Origin of the sequence: Pseudoduganella sp. R-34 (genome assembly GCF_049904655.1) — a bacterium.
GTDB lineage: Bacteria > Pseudomonadota > Gammaproteobacteria > Burkholderiales > Burkholderiaceae_D > Rugamonas.
The window spans coordinates 5668982-5695479 of record NZ_CP184572.1 but is presented as its reverse complement, the minus strand read 5'-3'; the positions used below and the strand labels follow the sequence as shown (position 1 = coordinate 5695479).

At 66.8% G+C, this 26498-nt stretch carries 22 protein-coding genes; 8 read left to right on the top strand and 14 right to left on the bottom strand.

Features of this window, described 5'->3' with window-relative positions:
- Nucleotides 1–70: 70 nt before the first annotated feature.
- Together ACN9MW_RS26185 and ACN9MW_RS26180 are read right to left on the bottom strand one after the other, a co-directional pair.
- On the bottom strand, nt 71–868 hold the full coding sequence (locus tag ACN9MW_RS26185; protein ID WP_426164354.1) for a substrate-binding periplasmic protein: 798 nt from the start codon (nt 866–868) through the stop codon (nt 71–73).
- A gap of 83 nt (nt 869–951) precedes the next feature.
- Complete coding sequence (locus tag ACN9MW_RS26180) at nt 952–3063, bottom strand: hypothetical protein (RefSeq protein ID WP_426164352.1); 2112 nt, start codon at nt 3061–3063, stop codon at nt 952–954.
- Nucleotides 3064–3199: 136 nt separating this feature from the next.
- On the opposite strand from ACN9MW_RS26180, the gene ACN9MW_RS26175 reads away from it, so the two are divergent.
- The 5 genes from ACN9MW_RS26175 to ACN9MW_RS26155 are packed head-to-tail and all read left to right on the top strand — an operon-like array spanning nt 3200 to nt 9943.
- Nucleotides 3200–3460 (top strand): hypothetical protein, encoded by a 261-nt coding sequence (locus ACN9MW_RS26175; protein ID WP_426164350.1) that lies wholly within the window; start codon nt 3200–3202, stop codon nt 3458–3460.
- A gap of 15 nt (nt 3461–3475) precedes the next feature.
- Entirely contained in the window at nt 3476–5755 is a 2280-nt protein-coding gene (locus tag ACN9MW_RS26170; RefSeq protein ID WP_426164348.1) for a catalase, read from the top strand.
- A 38-nt stretch (nt 5756–5793) separates the two neighbouring features.
- Nucleotides 5794–7419, top strand: a complete 1626-nt coding sequence (locus ACN9MW_RS26165; RefSeq protein WP_426164346.1) for an MFS transporter — start codon at nt 5794–5796, stop codon at nt 7417–7419.
- Nucleotides 7416–8558, top strand: coding sequence for an HlyD family secretion protein (locus ACN9MW_RS26160; RefSeq protein ID WP_426164344.1), 1143 nt, complete (start codon nt 7416–7418; stop codon nt 8556–8558). Before ACN9MW_RS26165 ends, ACN9MW_RS26160 begins: the two co-directional genes overlap by 4 nt.
- Complete coding sequence (locus ACN9MW_RS26155) at nt 8555–9943, top strand: efflux transporter outer membrane subunit (protein ID WP_426164342.1); 1389 nt, start codon at nt 8555–8557, stop codon at nt 9941–9943. Before ACN9MW_RS26160 ends, ACN9MW_RS26155 begins: the two co-directional genes overlap by 4 nt.
- On the opposite strand, the gene ACN9MW_RS26150 is transcribed toward ACN9MW_RS26155, so the two are convergent.
- The 8 genes from ACN9MW_RS26150 to ACN9MW_RS26115 form a co-directional block, all read right to left on the bottom strand.
- A complete protein-coding gene (locus ACN9MW_RS26150; protein WP_426164340.1) occupies nt 9940–10467 on the bottom strand; it encodes a hypothetical protein in 528 nt (175 codons plus the stop codon). The two genes, ACN9MW_RS26155 and ACN9MW_RS26150, sit on opposite strands and share 4 nt — an antisense overlap.
- Nucleotides 10464–11249: an archaeosortase/exosortase family protein gene (locus tag ACN9MW_RS26145; protein ID WP_426164338.1), complete on the bottom strand. Its 786-nt coding sequence runs from the start codon at nt 11247–11249 to the stop codon at nt 10464–10466. Before ACN9MW_RS26145 ends, ACN9MW_RS26150 begins: the two co-directional genes overlap by 4 nt.
- On the bottom strand, nt 11246–13579 hold the full coding sequence (locus ACN9MW_RS26140) for a VIT domain-containing protein (protein ID WP_426164336.1): 2334 nt from the start codon (nt 13577–13579) through the stop codon (nt 11246–11248). The genes ACN9MW_RS26145 and ACN9MW_RS26140 overlap by 4 nt, the downstream gene beginning before the upstream one ends.
- Nucleotides 13580–13664: 85 nt before the next feature.
- Nucleotides 13665–14168: a DUF1003 domain-containing protein gene (locus ACN9MW_RS26135; RefSeq protein ID WP_426164334.1), complete on the bottom strand. Its 504-nt coding sequence runs from the start codon at nt 14166–14168 to the stop codon at nt 13665–13667.
- A gap of 2 nt (nt 14169–14170) precedes the next feature.
- Complete coding sequence (locus ACN9MW_RS26130) at nt 14171–14635, bottom strand: AraC family transcriptional regulator (protein ID WP_426164331.1); 465 nt, start codon at nt 14633–14635, stop codon at nt 14171–14173.
- Nucleotides 14636–14645: 10 nt separating this feature from the next.
- On the bottom strand, nt 14646–17744 hold the full coding sequence (locus tag ACN9MW_RS26125) for an efflux RND transporter permease subunit (protein ID WP_426164329.1): 3099 nt from the start codon (nt 17742–17744) through the stop codon (nt 14646–14648).
- Nucleotides 17745–17753: 9 nt separating this feature from the next.
- Complete coding sequence (locus ACN9MW_RS26120; protein WP_426164327.1) at nt 17754–18899, bottom strand: efflux RND transporter periplasmic adaptor subunit; 1146 nt, start codon at nt 18897–18899, stop codon at nt 17754–17756.
- Nucleotides 18900–18912: 13 nt separating this feature from the next.
- Entirely contained in the window at nt 18913–20316 is a 1404-nt protein-coding gene (locus ACN9MW_RS26115) for an efflux transporter outer membrane subunit (RefSeq protein WP_426164325.1), read from the bottom strand.
- 140 nt (nt 20317–20456) lie between these two features.
- Here ACN9MW_RS26115 and ACN9MW_RS26110 point away from each other — a divergent pair, with 140 nt between their 5' ends.
- Nucleotides 20457–21818: a DUF1800 domain-containing protein gene (locus ACN9MW_RS26110; RefSeq protein ID WP_426164323.1), complete on the top strand. Its 1362-nt coding sequence runs from the start codon at nt 20457–20459 to the stop codon at nt 21816–21818.
- An 11-nt stretch (nt 21819–21829) separates the two neighbouring features.
- Nucleotides 21830–23077 (top strand): DUF1501 domain-containing protein, encoded by a 1248-nt coding sequence (locus ACN9MW_RS26105; protein ID WP_426164321.1) that lies wholly within the window; start codon nt 21830–21832, stop codon nt 23075–23077.
- On the opposite strand, the gene ACN9MW_RS26100 is transcribed toward ACN9MW_RS26105, so the two are convergent.
- On the bottom strand, nt 23074–23607 hold the full coding sequence (locus ACN9MW_RS26100) for an ester cyclase (protein WP_426164319.1): 534 nt from the start codon (nt 23605–23607) through the stop codon (nt 23074–23076). The two genes, ACN9MW_RS26105 and ACN9MW_RS26100, sit on opposite strands and share 4 nt — an antisense overlap.
- A 97-nt stretch (nt 23608–23704) precedes the next feature.
- On the opposite strand from ACN9MW_RS26100, the gene ACN9MW_RS26095 reads away from it, so the two are divergent.
- A complete protein-coding gene (locus ACN9MW_RS26095; protein WP_426164317.1) occupies nt 23705–24649 on the top strand; it encodes a LysR family transcriptional regulator in 945 nt (314 codons plus the stop codon).
- Between the two features lie 72 nt (nt 24650–24721).
- On the opposite strand, the gene ACN9MW_RS26090 is transcribed toward ACN9MW_RS26095, so the two are convergent.
- The 3 genes from ACN9MW_RS26090 to ACN9MW_RS26080 are packed head-to-tail and all read right to left on the bottom strand — an operon-like array spanning nt 24722 to nt 26498.
- Nucleotides 24722–25171, bottom strand: coding sequence for a hypothetical protein (locus ACN9MW_RS26090; RefSeq protein WP_426164315.1), 450 nt, complete (start codon nt 25169–25171; stop codon nt 24722–24724).
- Nucleotides 25168–25959, bottom strand: a complete 792-nt coding sequence (locus tag ACN9MW_RS26085; protein ID WP_426164313.1) for an FAD:protein FMN transferase — start codon at nt 25957–25959, stop codon at nt 25168–25170. The genes ACN9MW_RS26090 and ACN9MW_RS26085 overlap by 4 nt, the downstream gene beginning before the upstream one ends.
- Nucleotides 25959–26498 carry an FMN-binding protein gene (locus ACN9MW_RS26080; protein ID WP_426164311.1) on the bottom strand — a complete coding sequence of 180 codons (540 nt, stop codon included), beginning with the start codon at nt 26496–26498 and terminating at the stop codon, nt 25959–25961. The genes ACN9MW_RS26085 and ACN9MW_RS26080 overlap by 1 nt, the downstream gene beginning before the upstream one ends.

The window sequence follows — 26498 nt, the reverse complement described above, 5'->3', positions numbered from 1 at the left end:
GAAGGGTCTCCCTTTGTTTGTCGATGGCGTGATTATCCACAATCCGGGCGGCGCGGCAAGCCGCAGCGCATCATGAAGCACGGGGAGGCCTGGAGAGGGAGGCGCGCTTTTGCTGCTTGGCGAGGGCGGCGTTGATGCGGTCGATCAGGCCGGCGTCCTTGCCCTTGGAAATAGCGAAGTACTGCTGGTTCTCGGCCTGGACTGGGCGAGGCAGTACGCTGAGCGTCAGCCCCGGCGGCAACTGGAGTTCCCTGGCCAGAGGGGCAGCGAAGGCGCGCAACTCGGCTTGCACTTCTGCCGCATTCTGCCAGTCAGGCTGGAAAAGCAGCACAGCGTCCACCCGCTTCAACAGGAGGCGCCGCAGGCGTATGGTGCGCGATGGAATATCGTCTTCCACGCGAAACAGTTTGTTACGCGATTGTTCGAATTCTTCGCCGTATCCGTAGCCGTGGACGGCGCCGACGGTCTTGCCTTTCAGGTCGGCCAGTGATTCGAAAGGAAATGTGGCGTCGCTGCGGGTGACGATCCACAAGGTATTGCTGGCGACCGGTTCGCTGTAGTGCAGGTCGCGCAACCGATCGGAATTCTTGGGCAGGCCGAAAACCAGGCCGGCGCCATTGCGGGCATTGCGTTCGGCGCGCGCCCAGGGGTACATGCGGAGCTGGAACTTGACGCCGAGTTCGGCTTCAAGGTACGCGAACAATTGTTGCTGCCAGGGGCGCAGCGCCTGCACCTTCCCGTTCTGGTCCAGTGCTTCGCCGACAATCAGCGTGAACGGCTGCGGCTCGGCCCGGATGGGCAAGCCGAGGGCGCTGGCCAACAGCAGGGGACCGGTGCGCAGCAAGCGGCGGCGAGGCGTGGAAATCATGCATTTGATTTTGCCGCCGGCTGGAAGGGAGGGGGAGCACGATACAGATCAGCTAGTGCGTGCCGACAACGTTCCGTTTGCTTTCAAGCATTATTGTCAATGCGGCTGCCGGGAGGCGGCGCTGCCGGCGTGCCTGGAGCCTGCGGCGCACCAGGCGCAGCCCGCCCGCCGCGTGCGCGCCCTGCCAGTGCTCCTTCGCCGGGCGTGCCGGCGCCAGCTGCGCCGCTGCCGGCACTGTTGCCCGGCTGCCCGCCCGCGCCGGCATGGCGGCCGGTAGCGGGCTCTGCTGCGCGCTGGACCGGGCGTGACTGGACCGGCGCGACGGGCGTGGTGGCGGGCACGGCCACCGGGGCGGGAACCGGTTCGATGGCCGGCGCCGCGGCGGGAGGACGTCCCGCCGCGGCGGCGATATCGCCGGTACGGTAGGCCGCCACAGCGGCGGCAATGGCGGGGTCGGCGGCTTGCAGGCGTTGGGCTTGCTGCGACGTGGGAGCGGCAGCGCGGCGCGCCGCCTCGGCAGCAAGGGCGGCGCGCTCGGCGGCTGCGCTCGCTTCCTGCGCGGCGGCGGCAGCAGAAGCGGCCGTGGCGGAGGTGCCTGCCGCGGTGGCGCCGGCCTGGCCGGCGCCCGCCGCCGGGCCTGGTCCTGGGCCGGCGGCAATGCCGCTTGCGCTTGCGCCGCTGACCTGTGGTCCTGCCGCGCTGATTGCTGCCTCCGGTGGGCGGATCGCGGTATTGCCGGGTGGGACGGCGCCAGGCGGTGCAGCCGGTGCACCAGCGACGGCCGGGTTGGGCGGGGCGGCCGGTGGCGCGATGGCAGCGTTGCTGGTCAGCGTGGCGGCAGCTTGCGCAGCGGCCTGGGCTTCACGCAATGCCTGGCGGCGAGCTTCGAGACGGTCTTCTGCTTGTTCGGTCGCCACATCGCGGGCGGCGCTCCTTGCCTGTTCCAGGCGCTGGGCGGTCAACCTGTCTTGCAGGGACAGGGCGTCGCTTGTCGCGGCTGCGCGGGTACGTTCGCTTTCTTCGGCAATGCGCCTGGCCTGTGCTGCAGAGGCATCTGCCTGGTCCTGTCGCGTACGTGCGGCGCTTGTCGCGGCTTGCTCGGCACGGAATTCTTGTGCGGCCACTGTCGCGGCCTGCTCAGGCGTCGGCGGGCCAGCGATCGTTGCTGTTGCGTTCGTGGCAGCACCAGCCTGGGCCGGTGATGGCGTTTCGCCTGCCGTCGCGCCAGCCGAACCGGCTGGTGCATTGCCGGCGGCAGCGCTGGCGGCGGCAGTGCTGGCGGGCGCGGCATTCGCAGTGCTTGCTGCCTGCTGGCGGGCAAGTGCCAGTCGGGCGGCGATCAGTTCTTCCGTCTCGGCGGACTCCGCTTGCTCTGCGACCAGCCGGCGTGCGGTATCGAGACGGTCGGCCGCCGCGCGTTCGGCACGGGTGCGGCCGAGCTGGTTGGTTTCGGCCTCTTGCACGGCGGCGCGGCGCGCGGCGTCGAGGCGGTCGGCCAATGCCTGTGCGGCGAGGTCTTCTTCCCGGGTACTTTCCAATTGCCGCGTTTCCGCAGCCTGTGCCTCGGCGATACGCTGCTGCTGGGTATTTTCCAGCTGGTTGGCGGCCAGGGCCTCGCTGGCAACGCGGCGGGTTTCGGCCGCCTGTTCCGCCGCAATACGCTGCTGAGTTGCCAGGTCTGCCAGGTTGGGCGACGGTGTCGCTGCTGCATCGTCAGCGGCTGCCAGCGCCAGTGCGCCGGCGCCAGGCTGGGCAGCGGCAGCGGCAGCGTCGGCCACCGCGCCGACCGCTTCGCCGAGCCCGGCGATGGCACGTTGCGGCGCCGCGTTGAACGCCGCCGCCAGGGTGCCGTCGTCCGCCGACAGCGTGCCGCCGCTGGCGACGTTGATCCCGGCCTGCCCCAGCGCTGCCTGTTGCGATGTCAGCACGGCCGCCAGGGTGGCGGGGGCGTTGGCATTCATGTTCTCGACCACCTGCTGGGCCGCAGCTGCGAATGCCGCGGCATCGCCGCCTGATGCGGCCAGCTCGCGCAAGCGCCGCTGCGCCAGGACCAGGTTGGACAGGAACAGGCCAAGCGAGGACACCGAGGGCGTGGTATTGGCGGGCGCAGGCGTCGCCGAAGCCGGCGCCACACGGTCGCCCAGCGTTGCCGGCGTGACGGTGCTTGCGCTCGTGACAGGGTCGATAGGAATCACACGGCACCTTTCAACAGGGACAATCTCAGCTTGCCTGAAATCGCCGCCGCACATCGTTAGGTGGCGCACGGTGGATGCAAGCGTGCAGCCTTATCTTGACCCTTCCACTGCAACCTGAACGATAAGGAACCCGATCATGGACAACAACATCACCCGCAGCGACAACCCGGCCAAGGACTTGCGCGCCGGCATGCACAGCACGATTGACAAGGTGGCCGACAACATCACCAGCATCACCGACCAGGTGGGCGCCAAAGGCGACCAGTTGAATGCTGCCTACAAGCGCTTCGCCGAATCCGGACGCAACTACGTGCGCCAGAGCCCGGGCAAATCGCTGCTGGTTGCGCTGGCCGCAGGCTACGCTGTCTCCAAGCTGCTCGGTTCGCGCAAGCATTGAACCGGGGAGCGCGCCGTGCCCACGACCAAACCTGACCCGGCTAAACGCGGCGCCGGACTGGCCGCGCAATTTCCCTACAACGTCAACAAGGCTGCGGAGCATGGCGCGGGCGTTCCGCCTGCCGGCGCCACTGCCAGTCCAGCGGATCCGCTGGAGACAGCCGGCACCGCCAGCGAGGGCGCCGCATCGCCCAAGGCCGGGGCCGGCACGCCGCCGCAGGGCGACAATCCCAATAACGGACCGCTCGACCGGGTCCGTACCGATGCCGGCGGCCAGCCGCTCACGACCAACCAGGGCGTGCCGGTTGCCGACAACCAGAATTCCCTGAAGGCCGGCCTGCGCGGCCCCGCGCTGCTGGAAGACTTCATCCTGCGTGAGAAGATCACGCACTTCGACCACGAGCGCATTCCCGAACGTGTGGTGCATGCACGCGGCTCCGCAGCGCACGGCTACTTCGAGTGCTACCGCGAGCTGACGGAGCTGACGCGCGCCGCGCCGTTTGCCGCTGCGGGCAAGCGCACACCGGTTTTCGTGCGCTTCTCCACCGTGGCCGGTGAGCGCGGCTCGACCGATACCGCACGCGACGTGCGCGGCTTCGCCGTCAAGTTCTATACCGACGAAGGCAACTGGGACCTGGTCGGTAACAACATGCCTGTCTTCTTCATCCAGGACGCGATGAAATTCCCGGACCTGGTGCATGCGGTCAAGCCGGAGCCGCACAACGCCATGCCGCAGGCGGCCAGCGCGCATGACACATTCTGGGATTTCGTGTCGCTGATGCCGGAATCGATGCACATGCTGATGTGGCTGATGTCGGATCGCGCCATCCCGCGCAGCTTCCGCACCATGCAGGGCTTCGGCGTGCATACCTTCCGCATGGTCAATGCGGCGGGGCAGTCGCGCTTCGTCAAGTTCCACTGGCTGCCCAGGCAGGGTACCTATTCGCTCGTGTGGGACGAGGCCGTGCGCATTTCCGGCGCCGACCCCGATTTCCACCGCCGCGACCTGTGGGAGTCGATCGAAATGGGCGAATATCCGGAATGGGAGCTGGCGCTGCAAGTCTTCACAGAAGAAGTAGCGGCGGAATTCCCGTTCGACGTGCTCGACCCGACCAAGATCGTGCCGGAAGAACTGGTGCCGCTGCAGCCGGTCGGCCGCATGGTGCTGGACCGTAACCCCGACAACTTCTTCGCCGAGACGGAACAGGTGGCGTTCTGCGCCGCCCATGTCGTTCCGGGCATCGACTTCAGCAACGACCCGCTGCTGGCCGGACGCATCCACTCCTACGTGGACACCCAGATCAGCCGCCTGGGCGGGCCGAATTTCCATGAGATCCCGATCAATGCCCCGGTCGCGCAGGTGCACAACAACCAGCGCGACGGCATGCACCGCCAGGCCATTCATCGCGGCCGCGTAGCGTATGAACCGAACTCGCTGGGCGGAGGCTGCCCCTTCCAGGCCGGCCGCATGGGCTTCACGTCTTTCCCGGAACCGGTGCAGGAAGACAAGGTGCGCGGCAAGCCGGAACTGTTCGCCGACCATTACTCGCAGGCGCGCCTGTTCTGGCAAAGCCAGACGCCGGCCGAGCAGATGCACATCGCGCATGCCTTCAGCTTCGAATTAAGTAAGGTGCAGGTGCCAGCCATACGCGAACGCACCTTGTCCATGCTGGTCAACGTCGATGCGGCGCTGGCGGACATGGTGGCGCTGCGCCTGGGGACCAGGGTGCCGGATGCGCAGCCGATGGCCACGACGCGCGAGCTGCCCACCTACCAACCGTCGCCCGGGCTGTCGCTTCTGTCGCGGCCGGGGCAGGTGGGCATCCACGGCCGCAAGGTCGCGATCCTGATCGCGGCCGGCTGCGACGAGGCCATGGTCGATGCGCTGCAGGCCGGGCTGGAAGCGCAGGGCGCGGTCACGCGCCTGGTGGCGCCCCACGTCGGCATGGTCGGCGGACTGGAGGCCGACATGTCGCTGGAGACCGGGCCGGCAGTGCTGTTCGATGCCGTGGTGGTGCCCGATGGCGATGCCGCGGCCGAAACCCTGGCGGCCAACGCGCTGGCAGTGGAGTTCGTGACGCTGCAATACCGCCACTGCAAGCCGCTGATGGTGGTGGGCGCGGGGGCGACGCTGCTGGCGGCAGCAGGAGTGCCGGCGACCTTGCCGGGCGGCGTGCCCGACCCGGGCCTGATAGGCACGGCGCCGGCCGACCTGCAGCCGGCCCTGGCGGCATTCATCGCAGCCCTGGCGGGGCCGCGCGTGTTCGACAGGGAGACCGACCCGCCGGCAGTGTAGTTGTAGGCAGCCGTTCTGCCTGGGTGTAGACTAATCCAATGGATGAGTACGCCCCACAAAAATGGCTGCCTCACGAGCGCCCGCTGCTGCCGGGCTCTCCCTCTACGCCGCTGCACTCGGCACCAAAGCGGCTGGCCTTCCTCCTGGTTGGGCTGATCGTCGCGCTGACCGGCGGACTCGGGAACGCGCTGGTCACGGTCAACCTGGTCTATGCCCAGGGCTCGCTGGGCGTGACCAGCGCGGAGATCCAATGGCTGCCGGCGGCCTACGTCATGGGCAATGTCTCCATGAACCTGTTGCTGGTGAAGTTCCGCCAGCAGTTTGGCCTGCGCCTGTTCACCGAACTGTTCCTGTTGCTGTATGCCGTGGTCACGGTGGCCCACCTGTTCGTGCACGGCCTGGCGTCGGCCATCGCGGTGCGTGCGGCGCACGGCATCAGCGGCGCCGCGCTGACGGTGCTGGGGCTGTACTATGTGCTGCAGGCCTTCCCGGCCCAGCACCGCTTGAAGGGTGTGGTGCTGGGCATCGGCTTTGCCCAATTGTCGCTGCCGCTGGCGCGCATCTTCTCTTCCGAACTGCTGTCCATCGCCGAATGGCGCGGCCTGTATTCTTTCGAGCTGGGCATGGCGCTGCTGTCCTTCGGCTGCGTGCTGCTGCTCAAGCTTCCTCCCGGCGACCGCGTGAAAGCGTTCGAGAAAATGGACTTCGTGACCTTTGCGCTGTTCGCGCCCGGCGTGGCCTTCCTGTGCGCCGTGCTGGCGCTGGGGCGCACGGTATGGTGGTTCGAGGCGCGCTGGATCGGCTGGGCCCTGGTCGCCTTCATCATCTTGTTCACGGCGGCGGTGGCAATCGAACATAACCGGCGCAAGCCCCTGCTCAATACGCGCTGGCTGACCACTGCCAGCATGACGCGCCTGGCGATCTCGGTGCTGCTGATCCGCGTGGTGCAGTCGGAGGCGGGCGGCGCGGTCGGCTTCCTGCAGGCGATCGGCTTGAACAACGACCAGATGCAAACCCTGTGGCTGGTGGCCCTGGCCGGGGCCACGCTGGGCATTCTCGCCAGTGCCCTGCTCATCGCGCCGCAGCGCCTGCAGCCGATGCTGATGTTCGCGCTGGCGCTAATGGCAGTGGGAGCGTGGATCGATTCGCAGGCCACCAGCCTGACGCGCCCGGAGCAGATGTATTTCAGCCAGTTCCTGCTGGCGTTCAGCGGCACGTTCTTCCTTGGGCCGATCTTCGTGTCGGGATTCGGTGCGGTGATCGCGCAGCCGTGCAACCTGATCAGCTTCTCGCTGATGTTTTCGATGACGCAGAACCTGGGCAGCCTGCTTGGCTCGGCGCTGGTGGGGACGTTCCAGGTGCTGCGTGAAAAATTCCATTCCAGCCAGCTGGTGGAGCACCTGACGCTGCAGGACCCGCAGGTAGCGTCGCGGGTGCAGGCGTTCGGCCTGCCGTCTCTGAGCGGGGCGGCGACCCGGGAGGCCAATATCCTGGCCTATAACGACGTCTTCCTGATGATCTTCTTTGTTGCTTGCGGCACGCTGGCGTGGATGGCGCTGCATTATGCGTGGCAGGTGTGCACGGCCACCCGTCCGGCGGCGCCGGCGCAGAATGCGCAGACTGGCATGGCGCAGGTTTCACTTTCCAATTCGGGGGCTCAATGAGCGCATCACCACCAGCAAACGAGACTCCCGCAACTGCGGCACCCGCCACCGCGCCTGCGCCTCCTGCGCCAGACCGGCGCGCACAGTGGCTGTCGGGCATTGGTTTCGCCCTGATCGCCTTGATTGGCGTACTGATCGTGCTGTACGCGTGGCGCCTGCCGCCCTTCACCAGTCCAGTGGTGTCGACCGAGAACGCCACGGTGCGCGGTCAGGTGACAGTCATAGGATCGCAACTGCCTGCTTATGTAGCGGACGTGAAGGTGCAGGACTTCCAGTTCGTGCACAAGGGCGACCTGCTGGTGGAACTGGATTCGCGCATTTACCGCCAGCGCTTCGAGCAGGCACAGGCCCAGTTGGCCGCGCAAAAGGCAGCACTGGCGAACTGGGAACAGTCGCGCGCCAGCGCCAGGGCCGGCATCGCCCTGCAGGAAGCCGTGCTGTCGAATGCGCAGGCGCAGGCGGCGCGTGCTTCGGCAGATTACGGGCGGGCGGAGCAACTGGTCGGCGACGGTTCGCTGTCGGTACGCGAGCAGGATGCGCAGCGAGCGGCGCGTGCGCAGGCGCTGGCGGCGGTAGCCCAGGCCAGGGCGAACGTGGATATCGCGCGCCAGCAGGCGCAATCCGTCACCGTGAATCGCGGCGCCCTGGAGGCGGCAGTGGCAAATGCGGAGGCGGCGCTGAAAGCAGCAAGCGTGGACCTGGACAATACACGCATCGTCGCACCGGCCGACGGGCAACTCGGACAGGTGAACGTGCGGCGTGGCGCGTATGTGGCCTCCGGTGCGCAGCTTATGGGCCTGGTGCCGCGTGAGATGTGGGTAATCGCCAACTTCAAGGAGACGCAGATGAACGCCGTGCAGGTGGGGCAGGGCGCAACCTTCAAGGTCGACGCGCTGGATGGCGCCACCCTGACCGGGCAGGTTGAGCGGATATCGCCTGCCACCGGTTCCGAGTTCGCCGTCCTGCCGGCAGATAACGCAACGGGCAACTTCGTCAAGATCTCGCAACGGATTCCCGTGCGGATCAGGATCGACCAGGGCCAGAAGCTGGCGCAACGCCTGCGGCCAGGGATGTCGGTCATCGTCAGCGTCGATACCTCCGCTGTCCTGAACGAGAAAGCAGCGGGAGCGCGGCCATGAAGCGTAGCGCTGCCGCATGCGTTGCCCTGGCGCTGGCCGGCTGCGCCGCGCGCATCCCCGCAGCGCTCGAACCGCAGCTGTCGGTCCCCGGGCAATGGCGCAGCCAGCCTCCCGCCACAACTGGGCCCGCATCACGGGCCCAGCTGGAGCGCGAGTGGTGGCAGGCGTACGGCGACCCGGCGCTGTCCGCCTTGGTGGATCGAGTGCTGGAGCACAATACGGACGCACGCCTGGCGCGTTTGCGCGTAGTGGAGTTCCGCGCGCGGCTGGCGGCGGCGGAGGCCAACCGGGCGCCGACGCTGGGCGCCACCTTGACGCCAGTGCGCACGCGCACACTGGCCTACAACGGCGTGCCCTACATCACCAACCTTTTTTCCGGCGAGTTCCAGGCGGCGTATGAAGTCGACTTGTGGGGGCGCCTGGCGCGTGCCAGCGAGGCGGCAGGGCAATCGCTGGCAGCCGAACAGGCCAACGCTGACGCCGCGCAACTGTCGGTGGCGGCGCTGGCTGCCAACGGCTACCTGCAACTGCGCGGGCTCGATGCCCAACTCGACTTGGCGCGCGCCACCCTGGACTTGCGCGAGCATTCGCGCCGGCTGGCGCAGCGGCAGTTCGAGACCGGCTATACCTCGCGCCTGGAATGGCTGCAGGCGCAAGCCGAGTACGAGGCCGCCGCCGAACAGATCCCGCAGTTGCAGCGGCAAATCAGCGACCAGGAAAACGCACTGTCCCTGCTGGCCGGCAGCAGCCCAGGTCCGGTCGCGCGCGGCAAGACCCTGGACGAACTGTCCCCGCCGGAAATACCGGTCGGCCTCCCATCAAGCTTGCTCCAGCGGCGTCCCGACATCGCGCGCGCCGCGCACAATCTGGCGGCAGCGAAGGCCGGGGTGCGGGCGACCAGCGAGCAATTGCTGCCGGCCTTCCGCCTTACCGCTACCGGCGGCATGCAATCGCCGGATTTCAGCAAGTTCCTGCACGATCCGACCTTCCTGTGGCGCGTAGGCGCAGGCATGACCGCGCCAATCTGGGATGGCGGCCGCGTGCAGGCGCAGACCGATGCCGCCGCCGCCCAGCGCGACCAATCGCTGGTGGCCTACGAGCAGACGGTGCGCGCGGCGCTGGTGGAAGTGGAGAACAGCCTGACGGCCTTGCAGCGTTTGCAGGAGCAGTCGGTACAGAATGACGCGCGCCGCGCCACGGCGGCCGAAACGCTGCGCATTGCGCGCAACCGCTACCGCAATGGCTACGCCTCCTACCTGGAAGAACTGGATGCGCAACGCACGCTGTTCAACGCCGACGTGACGCGCCTTCAGTTGCGCAGCCGCGTGCTAGGCGCCAGCGTGGACCTGTACCGCGCACTGGGCGGCGGCTGGGCGGCCGACTAAGGCGCATGCCCGCTGGCGCTTTTCGCAACGGTGATGGCCCACCACGGTCCGTTTGTCTGCCCCAGTTGCGCTGCCCAATACCAGGCCGAGACGTCGCTCCACTGCCCGCCGTGGCCATCGGTAATCCGTTCGTGCACTTCAAGCTTCTGCGCTCCGCGGGACGCGATGAAGCCCGACCAGCGCTCGTTTCCGACGATCTTGACGGGCCGCATGGCGAGCTCGTAGCCATTCGCCTTGAAGCAGTCGCTGCTTGCATGCAGCTTGCGCGTGCCCCGGTCCACCCAACGGATGACGATTTCGCGCTCGCCATCGCTGAATCGGCCTACGCGTCCAGGGAAGTTCTGCTGGAAACGCGCTTCGATCGGCGTGAGGGGAAGCGGCGAAAGCGGCTTGCCTTCAAAGCTGGCGGGCCATCCTGGAAAGCCGGCCATGACGCGGGAGCTTGCACCGCTTTCGACGCACGCGGGCGCGAGCGCGGCCAAAACGCACAAGCCTGCGAACGCCATGGCGGCTAACGGTCTCATGGAGCACTCCTGCCCATGCGATGGGTCATGAACAGGATTGCCGCGCCCGCGCCGGCAAAGCTGACGATGCCGATGGCGCCATGCGCCGCCTGCTGCAGGTGCACGATGCCGGTTTCCACGTAGAACAGCGCCGAAGCGCGGAGTGCATTGGCCGCAACGACCACGACGACTGCCAGCGTCAGCGCCGCAGCCGTGGGTAGCGATGCAAGGCGCTTGGCTCCTGCCGCGGCGCTTGCCAGGAGCAGGCCTGTCCACAGCATTTTCACTCCGCTGCATGGTGCGTCGATCGACACCAGCTGTCCATGCCATGCCAGCATGGCGCCCTCGCGCGTTACGAGGACGCCGTTCATGCGCAGCAGGAAAACCGAGACGTCGCCGGCGAGAACCCGCAGCGGATATCCCAGGTAGAACTGCAAGGTTGCGGCGAACGGCAATGCAAGGATGCAAAGCGAGAACAGGGCTACGTCAAATCGCTTGCCCAGCCTGGCGCTGCTGGCCAGCGCAGTGATTGCCGCCGCAAGGATCAACGAACGCGCCGGCACAGGTACCTTGCAAATGGTGGCGGCGAGATAGACGGCAAGGCATGCGCACGGCAGCAGCAGCGGACGTGCCAGGGTTTGCTGCGCCGGCGCAAAGGCTACGACGGCTGCGGCGGCCGCCGCGGCCAGCAAGCCTGCACTGTCGTTCGAACCGTCCAGCGTGCCCGTGGCGAACCAGAGCAGGACCGGCCAGCACGCCAGGCACAATGCGGCCAGCAGCAGGGGAAATGGCGCCGGCTTCATTGCGGCCTGAGGCGGCGGTGCCACGCCAGCATGAGGGTCGCCACCAGGATCATCGCCCAGGTTTCCGGCTCAGGGATAGTCGGCACGCTGCCCGGCGGTACGGGCTCCAGGCCGGCATCCTTGTATTGCTCGCGCGTTTCCAGCACCACGGCGCCGGTGACGGGGGTAACCAACTGGTAGCGTACGGCCAGGCTGACGGCATCCGCTTTCCGGGACGAGGCTGCGCTCATTGCGGCGACTTCGTTTGCCGCCCACAGCCGCACCAGGTGCTGCGAGGTTTGGCTCGATTGTGGCATGCCACCGCCGCTGCGTCGCTCGCGCAACAGGACCGTGCGCCTGGCTCCGGGCGCCCATTGTGCAAACAGCTTGCCGAGATCTTCGGCCAGGTTGCCGAAGCTTGCTACCGCGCTTGCTCCCTCGAGCTGCTGCGCTATCACGTTTGGTCCCCGTTCCACGGCCAGGTCATACAGGGCGACCTGGCTTGCCCTGCGTTCCAGCCGCTGCTGCAAGGCGCCCGTTGACTGGGATGCCAGCGGCTGGGCGCCATGGATCCATACAATCGCTCCGCGCGACGACATGGCGGCCCAGTCCCACGCCATACCCAGTGCTTCGCTGTTATCGCGTCCGCCGGCGAAGTCCAGCTTGCCGATGTACTGGCGCGTAAGTAGCGAGTTGGTGCCGTCATGGAGGAACAGCGACGGTGTCTCGTCCCCGGCAAACACCACGGCCATCTCGATGTTTCGCGGGAAGGAAGCCAGGGCCTCAAGCAGTTGATGCTTCCGTTGCAGCATTGAGGCCGAGCCGTCGATGACGATGGCCACCCGCTGCGGCGGAATGGCGGTGGCTTCGCTGACTTCCTGGACGACGTTCTTGCCGTCTCCGCCTTTCTCATCGGTGCTCCATGCCAGCGCTGCCGGCCGCGCGCCTGGCACCCAGACCGTATGCATTGGATGCGCCGGCAAGGGTTCGGCCAGTTCGCCGCGTACGGCAAAGATGCCGCGTGGGCCTGCCTGGGCTCTTAACCCGGGGCTGCCTTTCAACGGTGCGGCTGACTCGAACCATACGGCGTGGCGCAAGTCCGGCGCCAGGTCGAAGTTGCGTTCACTGAAGGCCGGCAACCGGAGATGCATTGCTTGCTGGCCTTGAGTCACCAGGGGAATGGTGATGCCGAGGCGGATTTTCATGTCGCCGGATGGGGGGATTGGAAACAGCTGCACCAGAATCCGGTCATCCCCCGCCGTGGTGACCAGCAGCGGATCACGGTTTTTTCTGACCACTTTCGCGTAGGCTTCGCGTACCTGCGCGCGGGCTCCGAAAGCGGCCTCGCGCTCCTCTCCGTCAATCCACAGCGTTGCGCGCGACACGACGCCGCCCGGCGGCAGGACTACTTCGGCCCGGCCTTCCTGCGGGCTGGGCGACTTGTTGTGAAACTCCATGGTCCATTCCATGTAGCCCAGCGCGGCATTGGCGTCAATCGATCCATCCATGCGCGAGGCTGCCAGCGCGACGTCGTTGACGCGCTGGCCGACATCGGCATTTCCCAGGCCATCGTCGAATGTGCGCTCCCACTCGCGCATCGAGCGGTGAACAGGGGCGGGGCGGGAGTTGAATACCGTTCCCGTCACCTGGTAGAAGACGGTCCGGGCACGCTGCGGGTCGGCTTCCGCCTGGCTTGTGAACAGGGTGCCGAGCAGGTCGGTCGCCTGTGCGCCCTGGCGGTAGCAAAGGCGCAGCATCAAGTCCTCATCGCCCACTTTGCGTAAGAGCCGGATGCCGCGCAAGCGAATTTCGGCGGAATCCGACGCAGCCATCTGCATGCCGATCCTTGTCATGGTGGACGGGGCATCAATCACCAGCAGTACCAGGAATGCGAGCGCAATGCCTTGCCACAGCTTGCCAGGCGATTGTCCGCTTCCAGCCCTCAATGCCTTTCGGGAGAATACGACGCATGCCACGGCAAACATCGGCGAGAGGCCAAGCAGGCCGATGCCGAGCGCGATGACCGCGAATGCCGCAATGGGGGATATCGGTAGGAATACCAGGCTGTAAAACACGGCAACGCCGGCTGAGAATGCATGCAAAAGGGCCCAGCGCGGTGGTAATGCCGCGCCGCGCCTCAATGCGAGCAATAGCCGTACGTTTGCCAATGGAATGGTGGCGTACAAGGCGAAGTGAATCGGCGTCGGAAGGGGATCGAAGAAGATCTGGCGGCACATGCCGGTGATTGACTCAAACAGCAGCGCGGCGATGGGCAGGGCGACCCCGAACAGTGCGACAAACGCGATAGTCCCGTTTGCCGGCCGGCCTGCTACGGCGGAATTTGTTGGCATTGCGCTTCCATGGTGGATGGTGGAAGCGCAATTGTGAATGCCGATTATGCGTTGATTATGTGTTTCCTGTGAAGCTGCGTGATGCTCAGGAACCGTCCTTCCGCTCATGCAGCAGGTGACCGTGAACTTCAGCGGTCAGCTTGTCGATGCGCTCGACCAGCTCCTTGGTGGTCTGGGTCAGTTCAGTATTCTGGCGAAGCAGCTCCATCATCTGCGCTGTGTGGCGGGCCGCCTGCTGTGCCAGCGCCTCGCGGTGGCGCGCGTCGGCATCGTTGTGGGCCTTGTCCCGTTCGGCCTGGCGCGTTTGCGCGAGAAGGATCAGCGGCGCCGCGTAAGCTGCCTGCAGGCTGAACGCAAGGTTCAGCAGGATGAAGGGGTAGCGGTCGAAACGCGTGAGGCCCCAGATGTTCGCACCGATCCACACCGCCACGATGACAGTCTGCGCCCCGAGGAACAGCGGCGTGCCGAAGAAGCGGGCGAACGCTTCGGCCTTGAGGCCGAAGGTGTCCGCGCCAAAGGTCTTGCTCAGGTGTTCATGTTCGCGATGAAAGCGCAGGTGGTCGCTGTCGTGGCCTGGCTGGCTGCTCATGATCAGTCGATCGGGATAAAGAGTTCGCAGGCGAATTCGCCCGTTTGCGGGTCGGCTCGAAAATCTGCGGCATAACGTTCGAAGCAGGGGCCGGGGCGGCCTTTCAAGCCCGCCTCGGGCAAGCCCCGTGAATAGAATTCATGCCACGCGTCGCCAATACCGCCTGCCGGGCCATAATAGTCCGCCACGGCATAGCGCCCGCCGGGAATGGTTGCCAGCGCCGCTGGCGGCGGCGCCGGGTCGTCATGCCCGACTTCGACGCAGGCGTCGTAGCGGCACTTCTCTGGCGGAGTATTGCCGGGATCATCCAGCGCCACGCCGTAGGTGACGCGTCCCATCAGGCCGTTGGACTGCATCCACGGCGCCACCACGTCGCGCCAGAAATCGCCCAGGGCCGGGCCAAAGGGCCCGGTGTGGCGCAGGCAGGCAACGCGGGCCGGTTCTATTTCTACGGTGCGGACTTTCATGGCAGGCTCCTCATTCGGCGACGGGCGCCGGTGCATGCTTGTGCGGCTTGCGGACCTTATGCACGATGCGCTTGATCAGGTGTTCGGCATCGTCCACATAGGTGAACACGGCCGGCACCACCAGCAGCGACAGCAGGGTGGAAGTAATCAGGCCGCCGATCACGGCAATCGCCATCGGCGAGCGGAAGCTCGGGTCGGCGCCCCAGCCCATGGCCAGCGGCATCATGCCGGCGCCCATGGCGATGGTGGTCATCAGGATCGGGCGGCTGCGCTTGTGGCAGGCGTCGACCAGCGCATCGAAGCGGCTCATGCCTTCGGCGCGCGCCAGGATGGCATAGTCGACCAGCAGGATCGAGTTCTTGGTCACGATCCCCATCAGCATGATCAGGCCGATCATGGATGGCATCGACAGCGCTTTCTGCGTCACCAGCAGCGCCACGAAGGCGCCGCCGATCGACAGCGGCAGCGCGGCAAGAATGGTCAGCGGCTGCAGGAAATCGTGGAACAGGAGCACCAGTACGCCGTAGATGCACAGCACGCCGATCAGCATGGCGATGCCGAAACTGGCGAACAGGTTCTGCATTTCCTGCGTGTCGCCCAGCTCGGCGCGGGTCACGGTTGGCGGCAGGTTCTTCATCGACGGCAGCTGGCGTGCCTCTTCATCCAGTTCGCCCAGCGAGCGGCTGCCCAGCTCCACATCCAGCGTCACGTTGCGGCTGCGGTTCAGGCGGTCGATCTGGGCCGGGCCGGAGTCCATGGTGATGGTCGCCACATTGGCCAGCATCACAGGGCCATTGCGGCCGGGGACTGTCAGGCGGCCGATGGCATCCAGGTCGGCGCGTACGCTGTCCGGCAGCTTGACGCGGATCGGCACCTGGCGTTCGGCCAGGTTCATCTTGGTCAGTTCGAAGTCGTAGTCGCCCGCGGTGGCCACGCGCACCGTTTCGCCGATGGCATTGGCGGTCACGCCCAGGTCGGCCGCCCTGGCAAAGTCGGGGCGCACGATGATTTCCGGACGCACCAGCGAAGCGCTCGAGGTGACATTGCCTATGCCGTGCAGGGTGCGCAGGTCGCGCTCCACCTTGCGCGCCGAGTCGATCAGCGCCACCGGGTCTTCCGAACGCAGCACGAGCTGCATCTTCACGCCGGTATCCGGCGGGCCGACGGTGAAGCGCGCGCCCGGCAGGGCGGACAGCTTTTCGCGGATCATGTCGTCGATCTGGGGCATCGACTCCTTGCGGTCGTTGCGGTGCCTGGTCGTGATGGTCAGGACGGCGCGGCGCGCTTCGGCCGCGGCGCCGGGTGCAAAGGCGTCGCCGGAAGAGCCTCCGCCGATGGAGCTGAATACGTTGGTGACCGGCTTGACTTCCATGATGGCCAGGCGGGCGCGCTCGGCGATGGCGCGCGTTTCAGCCAGCGTGGAGCCGGGCGGCAGTTCCAGGTTGACCATGGTCTGGCCGCGGTCGGCCGGCGGCACGAAGCCGGTCGGCAGCAGGCCCACCAGCATGATCGATCCGACAAAGAAGGCGCCTGCGGCCAGCGCGGTCTTGCCGCGATTATCCAGGCACCAGCGCATGGTCTTCATATAGCGCTGCATGATCCAGCCGTCTTCCTGCTGCGGCTTGTCGGTCTGCTTCAGCAGGTGGGCCGCCATCATCGGCGTCAGCAAGCGCGCCACGACCAGCGACGCCAGCACCGCCAGCACGGCGGCCCAGCCGAACTGCTTGAAGAACTTGCCGGGAATGCCGCCCATGAAGGCGGTCGGCAGGAATACGGCAACCAGGGCAAAGGTGGTGGCGATCACCGCCATGCCGATTTCGTCGGCCGCTTCAAGGGCGGCCTGCATCGGCGTTTTACCCATGTGCAGGTGGCGCTCGATGTTTTCGATTTCCACGATCGCGTCGTCCACCAGCACGCCGACCACCAGGGCCAGCGACAGCAGGGTCACGGTGTTCAGCGTGAAGCCCATCCAGTACATGCCGAGGAAGGCCGGCAGCACCGACAGCGGCAGCGCCGAAGCAGCTACCAGCGTGGCGCGCCAGTCGCGCAGGAACCACCACACCACCAGCACGGCCAGGATGGCGCCTTCGTACAGCAGTTCCATCGAGCCGTCGAAGTTCTCGGCAACCGGCTCGGCATTGTCGATCGATTGCGTGATGTCGATGGTCGGATGCGCCTTGCGCAATTGCTCCACTGCCGCGCGCGCATCGGCGGCGACCTGGGTTTCGCTGGCACCCTTGGTACGGAAGATTTCGAAGGCGACGACCTTCTTGCCGTCCTGCGTCGCCTCCGAGCGCGGTTCGGCAATGGTGTCGGTCACGTCGGCCACCTGATCGAGGCGGATGTGGCGCCCATCGCCCAGCGGGATATCCATCTGCGAAAGTTCCTGCGCGCTTTTCACGGTCGCGATGGTGCGCACAGATTGCTCGGCGCCGCTGACGTCGCCGCGCCCGCCCGGCGCTTCCTTCTGCACCTGGCGCAGCATGCGCGACACGTCCAGCGCGGACACGCGCAGGGCCGCCATGCGTTCGTCATCCAGCTCGACGCGGATTTCCCGGCTCACGCCGCCGACGCGCTTGACGGCGCCGACGCCGGGCACCGACAGCAGCTTCTTGGCCACGGTATTGTCCACATACCAGCTCAGGTCCGCATCGTCGATCTTCGTTCCTTGCTTCGGCGTGACGGTGAAGGCCAGGATCACGCGGCCTGCGGTGGACACCTTGCTGACCACCGGGTCGCGCATTTCGCCGGGCATGTCGGCGCGCACCTGGGTGACGGCGTCGCGCACTTCGTTGACTGCGTCGGACAGGTTCTTCTCGAGAATGAACTCAACGGTGATGGTGGCGGTGCCGTCCAGCACCTTGGCGTAGATGTTCTTCACGCCTTGCAGCGTGGCGACCGAATCCTCGATCTTGCGCGCCACTTCGGTTTCCAGCTGGGCCGGCGCGGCGCCGGGCAGCGAGGCGGAAACGGTGACGATCGGCAGTTCGATGTCCGGGAAGTCCTGCACCGGGTTGGCGCGGTAGGCCATCCAGCCTGCCAGCGACAGCAGGATGAACAGCATGATCGCCGGAACCGGGTGCTTGATTGAGAGGGCGGAAAAGTTCACGGCGCCTCCTTAGCGTGCCGGCTTGACCGCCGCAGCGGCTTGCGCCGGCGCGCCGGTATTGCGTACCAGGTCGCCGTCGTTCAGGAAACCTGCGCCGGCAGCCACGATCTGCGCATCGGGCGCCAGCCCGGACAGCACTTCAATGCGGTCGCCGATGCGGCGGCCCGGCTGCACCTTGACCTGGCTCACGCGCTGGTCCTGGTTCAGGCGGAAGACGTAGCTGAAGCCATCGCGCACGGTAATCGCCTGCTGCGGCACGGTCAGCGCATCGGATGCGCCAAGCTCGAACTGGCCGGTGGCGAACATGCCGGCCTTGAACGGCGCCTGCTTGCCGTTATTCGGCGGCAGGTCGACATAGACCAGGGCGGAACGGGTCTGCGGGTCGATGGTCGGCGCCACCATGCGCACCTTGCCGGTCAGTTCACTGCCATTGGCGGCCTTGACGACGGCATTGCCGCCAATCCTGATGTTGCGCAGGTCGGCGGCCGTGACTTCGGCGCGCCATTCCAGGCGTCCCTGGCGGATCATGCGGAACAGCTCTGTTCCCGGGCCGGCGACGGCGCCGACGGTGGCGCTGCGGGCCGAGATCACGCCCGCGTCGGGCGCGACCACCCTGGTGTAGCGCAGGCGCAGTTCGGCCGACGCCAGCATGGCCTTGGCGGAGGCGGCGCGCGCCTGGGCCGTGGCTTCGGCGGTGGTGTACTGGCTGATCTGCTGGGCGCTCAGGGCGCCGGTGTCCTGGATCGAGCGTGCGCGCTCGGCATTGGCCTTCGCTTCCGCGGCGGCAGCTTCGGCTTCCATCAAGGCGGCCTTGGCTTGCGCCACTTCGGCCTGCGGGGTTTCCGGCGCGAACACGGCCAGTACTTCGCCCTTGGTGACGACGTCGCCCACGTTGACTTTGACGTCCGACAGGCGCAGGCCGTTCGATTCGCTGCTGATGATTGCCTCTTGCCAGGCGGCGACGTTGCCGTTGGCGGTCAGGCGGATCGGCAGGCTGGTTTTCTGAGGGCGGACGGTCGTGACGGTCAGCGATGGCTTGGCGGCGGCAGGCTTCTTGTCTTCGGCCATGGCGCAGGGCGCCTGGGCCAGGGCGGCAAGGGCAGTAGCAACTGCCAGGGCGGCGACAGCGGAGGGAGTGCGGTGCAGTGGTTTCATAGTTTGTCCAATCTTATTGCGCGGCAGGTGCGGCCCAGCCGCCGCCTGCTGCACGGTACAGGGCGATCCAGGCGGCGCTGCGTTCGCGCTGCAGGTTCACCACTGTGTTTTCTGCGGCCAGCCGCGTACGGCGGGCGTCTTCCAGTTCAAGCAGGCTGGCCAGCCCGTTCTTGTAGCGTTCTTCGGTCGCGGTGAAGAAGCTGCGATAGCCGTCCAGCGCGGTTTGCGCATCCTCGGCACGCTCCTGCGTGCTTTGCAGCGCCACCAGCGCCTGTTCAACCTCCGACACTGCCTGGCGCACGCTGGCCTTGTAGCTCGATACGGCTGCGTCATAGCGGGCGCGGGAAGCTTCCACATTGGCGCGGCGCACGCCCCAGTCGATGATCGGCAGGGTCATTTGCAGGGGGCCGATGGTCCATACGTTGGCGGTGATGTCCTGGCCGCCGGCATGCAGGCGGCCGCGCCCGATGGAGCCGGAAAGGCCCAGGCGCGGCAGGCGCTCGGCGCGCGCGCTGGCGACGTCGTAGCTGGCAGCAGCCACTTCGCGCTCGGCGTTGAACACGTCCGGACGCTGCGCCAGCACCTGGGCCGGCACCGTATCGATAGCGACGCCGGCTTCCGGCGACAGCACGGCATCGGCTGCGCTGTCGCCCAGGCGCGCGCGCAGCTCCGGTTCCGCGATGGCGGTCAGCGCCACCAGCACTTTCAGTTCGCTGTCGCAGGCGGCGCGCTGGGCCACCGCGCGGTTATTGCCGTCGGCGGCGCTGGCGCGGGCCAGGGCATTGGCGGAGGGCGACTGGAAGCCGGCCTTGGTGGTGATGTCGGTCAGGCGCGCGGTATGGGCGCGCGAGGCGGCATCCATGCGGGCAACGTCCAGCAGCTTTTCGCAGGCGCGCAGGCTGTAATACTGGTTGGCCGTTTCGGCCGCCACGCTGACGCGGGCTTCGTGCCAGCCCGCCTGCGCGCCCTCGTGGCGCGCGATGGCAGCGTTGCGGCGCGCGCGGCCGCCGCCGAACAGGTCGATCTCCCACTGGGCCTGGGCCAGCAGCTGGGTGGTGGTATTGGTAGGAGCGCTGGCGGACTGCTGGCTCATGCGGGTGGAGGTCAGTACACCGGTCAGCGAAGGTGCGAGGGCGGCGCCGGCGGCGGTGCGCTCGGCGCTGGCTGCTGCGAAGCGCGCCTGGGCGCTGGCGATGGTGGGACTGGCCGCCTGTGCGGCCTCGATCAACTGCACCAGCAGCGGATCGGACTGGCGCTGCCACCAATTGGCCAGTTCACCGGTACTGCCGTTATGGGGCAGGGGGGCCTGCCATTGTTGCGGCGCATCCGCCGCGACCTTGTTCGCCGGTCCGGTGATGCCGCAGGCGCTGAGCGCCAGCATGGCCGCCACCGATAGCGGGACCTGATATCTCTTCATGCCGTCCTTTCAATTTGCGCAACGTGAATTAGAGCATACAAATCAAACAATTAACATCCTGATACAAAGGAGTCTTTGCCCTCAATCCGGCGGCTAGCGTATAAAGAAAGTCCTGTAGATCATTGTATTGAGACGACATCATGCGAAGCTGGATACTCGGCGCCGTGCTTGCGGCGCTCCCCCAGGCCGCCCTGTGGGCTGCGCCACTGGCCGGCGAGCAGGCAGCTGTCCATGTGCTGAACCGGCTGGCATATGGACCGCGGCCCGGCGATATCGAGCGGGTGCGCCAGTCCGGCGTGCAAGCTTATATTGATGAGCAACTCACCCCGCCGGCCTTGCCTGGTGCGTTAGCCCAGCGGCTGGACAGGCTGGAAACGCTGAAAATGAGCGCGGGCGATGCGCTGGAACGATTCCAGGAAGCACGCAGCGGCGACCAGGGTGAGCGCCGGGAAGTGGTGCAGCAGATGGCGTCCGAGGCAGCCGAAGCCCGCCTGCTGCGCGCCATCGAAAGCCCGCGCCAGCTGGAAGAGGTGATGGTTGACTTCTGGTATAACCACTTCAACGTATTTTCAGGCAAAGGCCAGGACCGCGCCCTGGTGGCCAGCTACGAGCGCGATGCGATCCGTCCCTACGTGTTTGGCTCCTTCCGCCAGATGCTCGGCGCCACGGCCCATCATCCAGCCATGCTGTTCTACCTGGATAACTGGGTCTCGAAGGCTGGCGGCCTGAATGAAAACTACGCCCGCGAGCTGATGGAGCTGCACACCCTGGGCGTGGACGGCGGCTATACCCAGAAAGACGTGACCGAGCTCGCGCGCATGCTGACCGGCTGGACCTACCGCCCCAAGCGCGACGCCCAGTTCGCCTTCGATCCGCGCCGCCACGATAACGGCGCCAAGACCTGGCTGGGCAAGCCGGTCACCGCGCGCGGGGAAGCGGAAGGCGAGTATGCGCTGGACGTGCTGGCGACGCACCCCGCGACCGCGCGCCATGTCAGCAGCAAGCTGGCGCAGTACTTCGTGGCCGACCAGCCGCCGCCCGCGCTGGTGGAGCGCTTGGCGCAAAGCTGGATCGCCAGCAAGGGCGATATCCGCACCGTGCTGCGCACCCTGTTCTCCAGCCCGGAGTTCATGGACCAGCAATATGCCGGCGCCAAGTTCAAGACGCCCTACCAGTACGTGGTATCCGCCTCGCGCGCCGCTGCCATGCCGATGCCCGAAGTGAAGCCGCTGGTCGGCATCCTGAACCGGCTCGGCATGCCCCTGTACGGCTGCCAGACGCCGGATGGCTACAAGAACACCGAAGGCGCCTGGCTGAACCCGGATGGCCTGAGCCGCCGCATCAGCTACGCGCTGTCATTTTCCAACGGCGCCGATGCCGACAAGGTGCAGGAAGCATTAGGCGCCTCGGTGTCGAAACAGACTGCCGCCATCGTCGCCGACAGCAATGAACGCCTGCGCGCCGCCATGCTGCTCGGCAGCCCCGACTTCATGCAACGCTAACGGAGCGCGCCATGCAACGACGCCAATTCCTGAACGCCTTTGCCGCCAGCGCCGGCCTGATGCTGCCGCTCAGCCCCCATGCCTGGGCAGCGACCATGGCCCCCGGCAGCAGCTCGCCCACCGCGAAAAAACTGATCGTCGTCATGCTGCGCGGCGCGGTGGACGGCCTGAACGTGGTGGCGCCGGTGGCCGACCCCGAATATGCCCGCCTGCGCCCGAATATTGCGCTGGCCAGGCCGGGCGCCGAGGACGGCGCGCTGAACCTGGACGGCTACTTTGGCCTGCATCCGGCGCTGGCGCCCTTGATGCCGCTGTGGGAGCAGAAAAAGCTGGCCTTCGTGCACGCCAGCGGCTCGCCGGATGCGAGCCGTTCCCACTTCGATGCGCAAGATTATATGGAGTCCGCCACGCCGGGCGTGAAAAGCACGAAGGATGGGTGGATGAACCGCTTGCTTGGCAGCCTGCCGGGTAACACCACGCCGACGCGGGCGCTCAGCATCGGCCCGGTCATGCCGCGCGTGCTGTCGGGCGCGCAGCCGGCCACCAACCTTGCCAATGGCGCGGCCGGCACCCGCTCCACGCCACTCGACCGGCCGCAGATCGCCAAGGCTTTCGACGCGCTGTACGCCGGCAATGAACGCTACGGCAAGGTGTACCAGGCCGGGCGCAAGGCGCATGAGGAAGTGATGGCCGCTGCCAACGGCGGCATGATGTCCGAGATGCAGGCGGCCGATAACGGCGCGCCGCTGCCGAACGGCTTCCCTGACGATGCCGGCAGGCTCGCCACGCTGATGCGCAACAATCCGAACATCCAGCTCGCCTTCGTTGCGCTGGGCGGCTGGGACACGCATGCCAACCAGGGTGCCGGCACCGGGCAACTGGCTAACCGCCTGCAGCCGCTGGGGCAGGGATTGGCGACGCTGGCGCAGCGCCTTGGCCCCTTGTTCGACGATACCGTGATTGTCGTGATGTCCGAGTTTGGCCGCACCGCGCGCGAGAACGGCAACCGGGGCACCGACCATGGCCACGGCAACGCCATGTGGCTGCTGGGCGGCAAGCTCCAGGGCGGCAAGGTCGCAGGCGAATGGAAAGGCCTGGCCGAGGCCCAGTTGAACGAGGGCCTCGACCTGCCTGTGACCACCGACTTCCGCCATGTGCTGGCGCACGTGGCCGAGCGCCACCTGCGCCTGCCCGACACGGCGCTGGCGCGCACCTTCCCCGGCCTGCCTTCCACTGCGCGCCTGCAGTTGCTGGCTTAGTCTCCGATCACGCCGAGCTGGCGCAGGAAGGCGAGGTTGTCTTCGATGTGCCAGTTGTCGGTGATGCGGCCGTCAACGACGCGGTAGATGTCGGTGGCGATGAAGTCGATCGCCTGTCCTTTTCCGTGCACGCCCTTGAAACTGCCGGTGAAATGGCCCCGGAAGCGCAAGTGCACGACGGCGCGGTCGCCGCTGACAATCAGTTGCTCGATCTCGGCGCTCATATCGGGTACGGCAGCGCGCACGAAGGCTGATGCCGCCAACGGGCCTGGCAATCCTTGTGCGCGGCCAGGCGGCAGGGTGCGGTCGGTGAATCCTGGCGCCAGCGCGGCGCGGGCCAGCGCTTCGTCACCGTTGTTCCAGAACGATGCGTAGCGGCGGGCGGCAAGCACGCTGGCTTCGGCCTGTGCCGCCGGCAGCGAAGGGTCGACAAGCTGCTGGCGGGGATGGACCAGTTGCGCTTCGGGGGCCGCGTGGGCGCCAGCCAGGGGCAGGGCAGCCAGCAATAGGGTGGTCAGCTGTTTCATCATATCTCCTTTGGAAAGAATTGCATGGTATTCGCCCTGGTGTGGCTAAAATAGACGGCAATGACGAATACATACTTTCCAATTCAGGGAGAATCGGCCCATGCTTGATGATTTGCCGGCCCTGCGGGCTTTTGCGCACATCGTTGCGGCAGGCAGCATGTCGGCCGCGGCGCGTGAACTTGAACTGCCGCTATCGGTGGTGAGCAAACGCCTGGCGCAGCTCGAGAAGAATATCGGCCTGCGTCTGCTGCAGCGGACCACCCGGCGCCAGGCGCTGACGGCCGACGGTGCCTTGTTCCATGCGCGCGTCCTGCGCATCCTGGAGGAGGTTGGCCAGGCCGAGTCCCTGCTCGCGCACAGCCGGCAAGAAGTGGACGGCCTGCTGCGCCTGAGCGCTCCAGCCGAACTTGGACGCCAGCACATCGTTCCCATCGTCGCCGACTTCCAGCGCCAGCACCCTGGCCTGCAGGTACAGCTTGAACTGACCGATACGGTAGTGAACCTGCTGGAAACCGGGCAGGACATGGCGATCCGCTTCGGCAGCGTGGAAGATCCCAACCTGGTGGTGCGCCGGCTGGCGCCGAATTTCCGCGTGCTGTGCGCCGCGCCCTCCTACCTGGCGCAGCACGGCACGCCGGCAAGTCCTGCTGAGCTAACCGGGCATCGTTGCATCGTGATCGGTGACGCCCGGCGCGTCGACTGGCGCTTTGCTGGTGAGGCCAGCGTGCGCGTGGCCGCAACCTTCCTCACCAATGATGGCCAGGCTGCGCACATGCTGGCGCTGCAAGGTAGTGGCTTGGTAGTAAAATCGATCTGGGATGTGGGCGATGACCTGCTGGCCGGGCGCTTGCAGCGCCTGTTGCCACGCTATGGCATGCCGGCCGCGCCGCTGCAGGCGATCCTGCCGCACGGCCGCAACCTGCCGCTCCGGGTTCGCCTCTTCCTTGATTACCTGCAGGTACGCCTGACGTCTGCCTGGCGTTGGGACGCGGTTGGGGACGAGAATCATGCTGAAGTTTCTATGGAAGTTGACCAGCCCCGATGAGCGGTCGGAGAACACGCTCGGCATGATCGCCGCGGTGTTCAGCCTGATCGCACTGGGCTGGCTGGTGCTGGCTTAAACCGCTGGGCCATGATGATGCCGGCTACGGTAGCCGCGCAGCCAGTGCCAGCCGAAAGGGCCGAGCAGGACGATGCCCAGGGCCAGGTGCAGCAGCGCCGCCATGGTGCCCGCTTGTTCCTCGCCCAGGTAATAGACTGCCACGGCGCTCATGCACAGCAGCACCAGCAAAGAGCCGACGAACAAGCCGCTGCCACGGTGCTTCCGGCGTCGCCAGCCCGCGCGCATGTGCAGGCTCCATAAGGACCCGGTAAACGCCGCCAGGCTGAAGCCGCCGGCTGCGTGCAGCATCGCCGTGTAAACGCGGGCTTCGCCCGGCAGGCGCCAGGGCAGGTCCATTTCGGCGCGCATCACCAGCGTGCCGGGCGCCAGCAACAGGCCGGTGACCAGCATCATCAGCAGCGCGCCGAGCAGCGCGCGCAAGAACCAGCGGGGATAGCCTTTCATGCCACTTGCCCTCCCAGGCTTGCCAGCAGTTCTGCGCGTACCTGCGCTGGCGCAATGGCGGCCACCTTCGTCAATGCGTCGGCGCGCCACGCGCTGCGCGCGGTCACCGACCAGACGCCTTGTTGCGGCGCCAGACCGGCCGGGCCAATGATGTCGGCGCCGAAGGATTCGTCGCGCCGGGAGGCCACCATCGAACTGGCGAAAGCTGCGTTGCGCAGCGTGCCGCAAGGGCGCACGCCGCCGTCTTCGCCGCGCAGGGCAATCGGCAGTTCGATGTCGCCGAAGACGCGGAGATCGCCGCCGGCGTTGATCCAGCCCGCCACCGCGCCGGCCCGGCGCATGGCGCGGCAGGCCACATCGACGGCAAAGCCTTTGGCGATTCCGTCCAGCACCAGGCGCACCGGCCGCCGCAAGCGGACAGCTCCTCTGCCCAGTTCCACGTCAAGCGCCGAGCCGCGTTCCAGCGCGGGCAAGCCGCCATGGTCGGGCAGGCTGCCCCGGCGCACCTGCGCGCCGCCGACGGTAAAGTCGAAGTAGCCGCCACTGGCCAGCATCAGGCCGCGTGCAAGGCGCAGCAAGCGGACCGTGTCGCCATGCACGGCGACCCAGCCGCCGTCGCTGCCGTTGATGCGCGACAGTTCGCTGCCCGGGTCCTGGAAGCTCCAGCGTTCCTGCGCCAGTGCCAGGCTGGCAAAGGCCGCGTCGAGGGCGGGCAGGCCGGCGCTGCCGGAGCAGCCTGCCTCGACGAAAGTGCCCAATGCAGGGCGCATGCGGCGCACTACGTCCATCAGGCCTTGAGGAACATCTGCTGGATTACCAGCAGCCGCTTGACGCCATCCATCACATTGCGGCACGACAGGGTGGCGCCGCTGATGTTCTGGATGTCCTGGTCCAGCTTGAACGGATCGCTGACCGACTTGCCGGCGAATTGCTTGCGCCAAGCCGGCTCGCGTACCTGGCCGCCGTGCGTTTCGCGGTAGCTCATGATTTCGATGCCGACTACCTTGCCATCGGCGCCAATGGCGGTGGCGTAGGTAATGAACTCGTGCTTGCCGATCACTTCATCGACCATCAGCCAGCCCTGCAGCTTGCCGTTCTTCTCGGCGCGCCAGAGCTTCATTTCGTCGTTGCGCTGGCGCACGCCGGCAGCGGCCTTGATGCGGTCGCGCTGTTCACCGCTGAACTTCAGGGTCTGCTCGCTGAACTGGGCGCCGGGAAACAACTGCTCCTGCGCCTGCGCCACCGTCAGGTAGTCGGTGGCGTAGGCCGTGGGACCGGCCAGCACGGCCACAGGAAGGAAGAAGGCATTCCAGCGAAGTGCACTCAT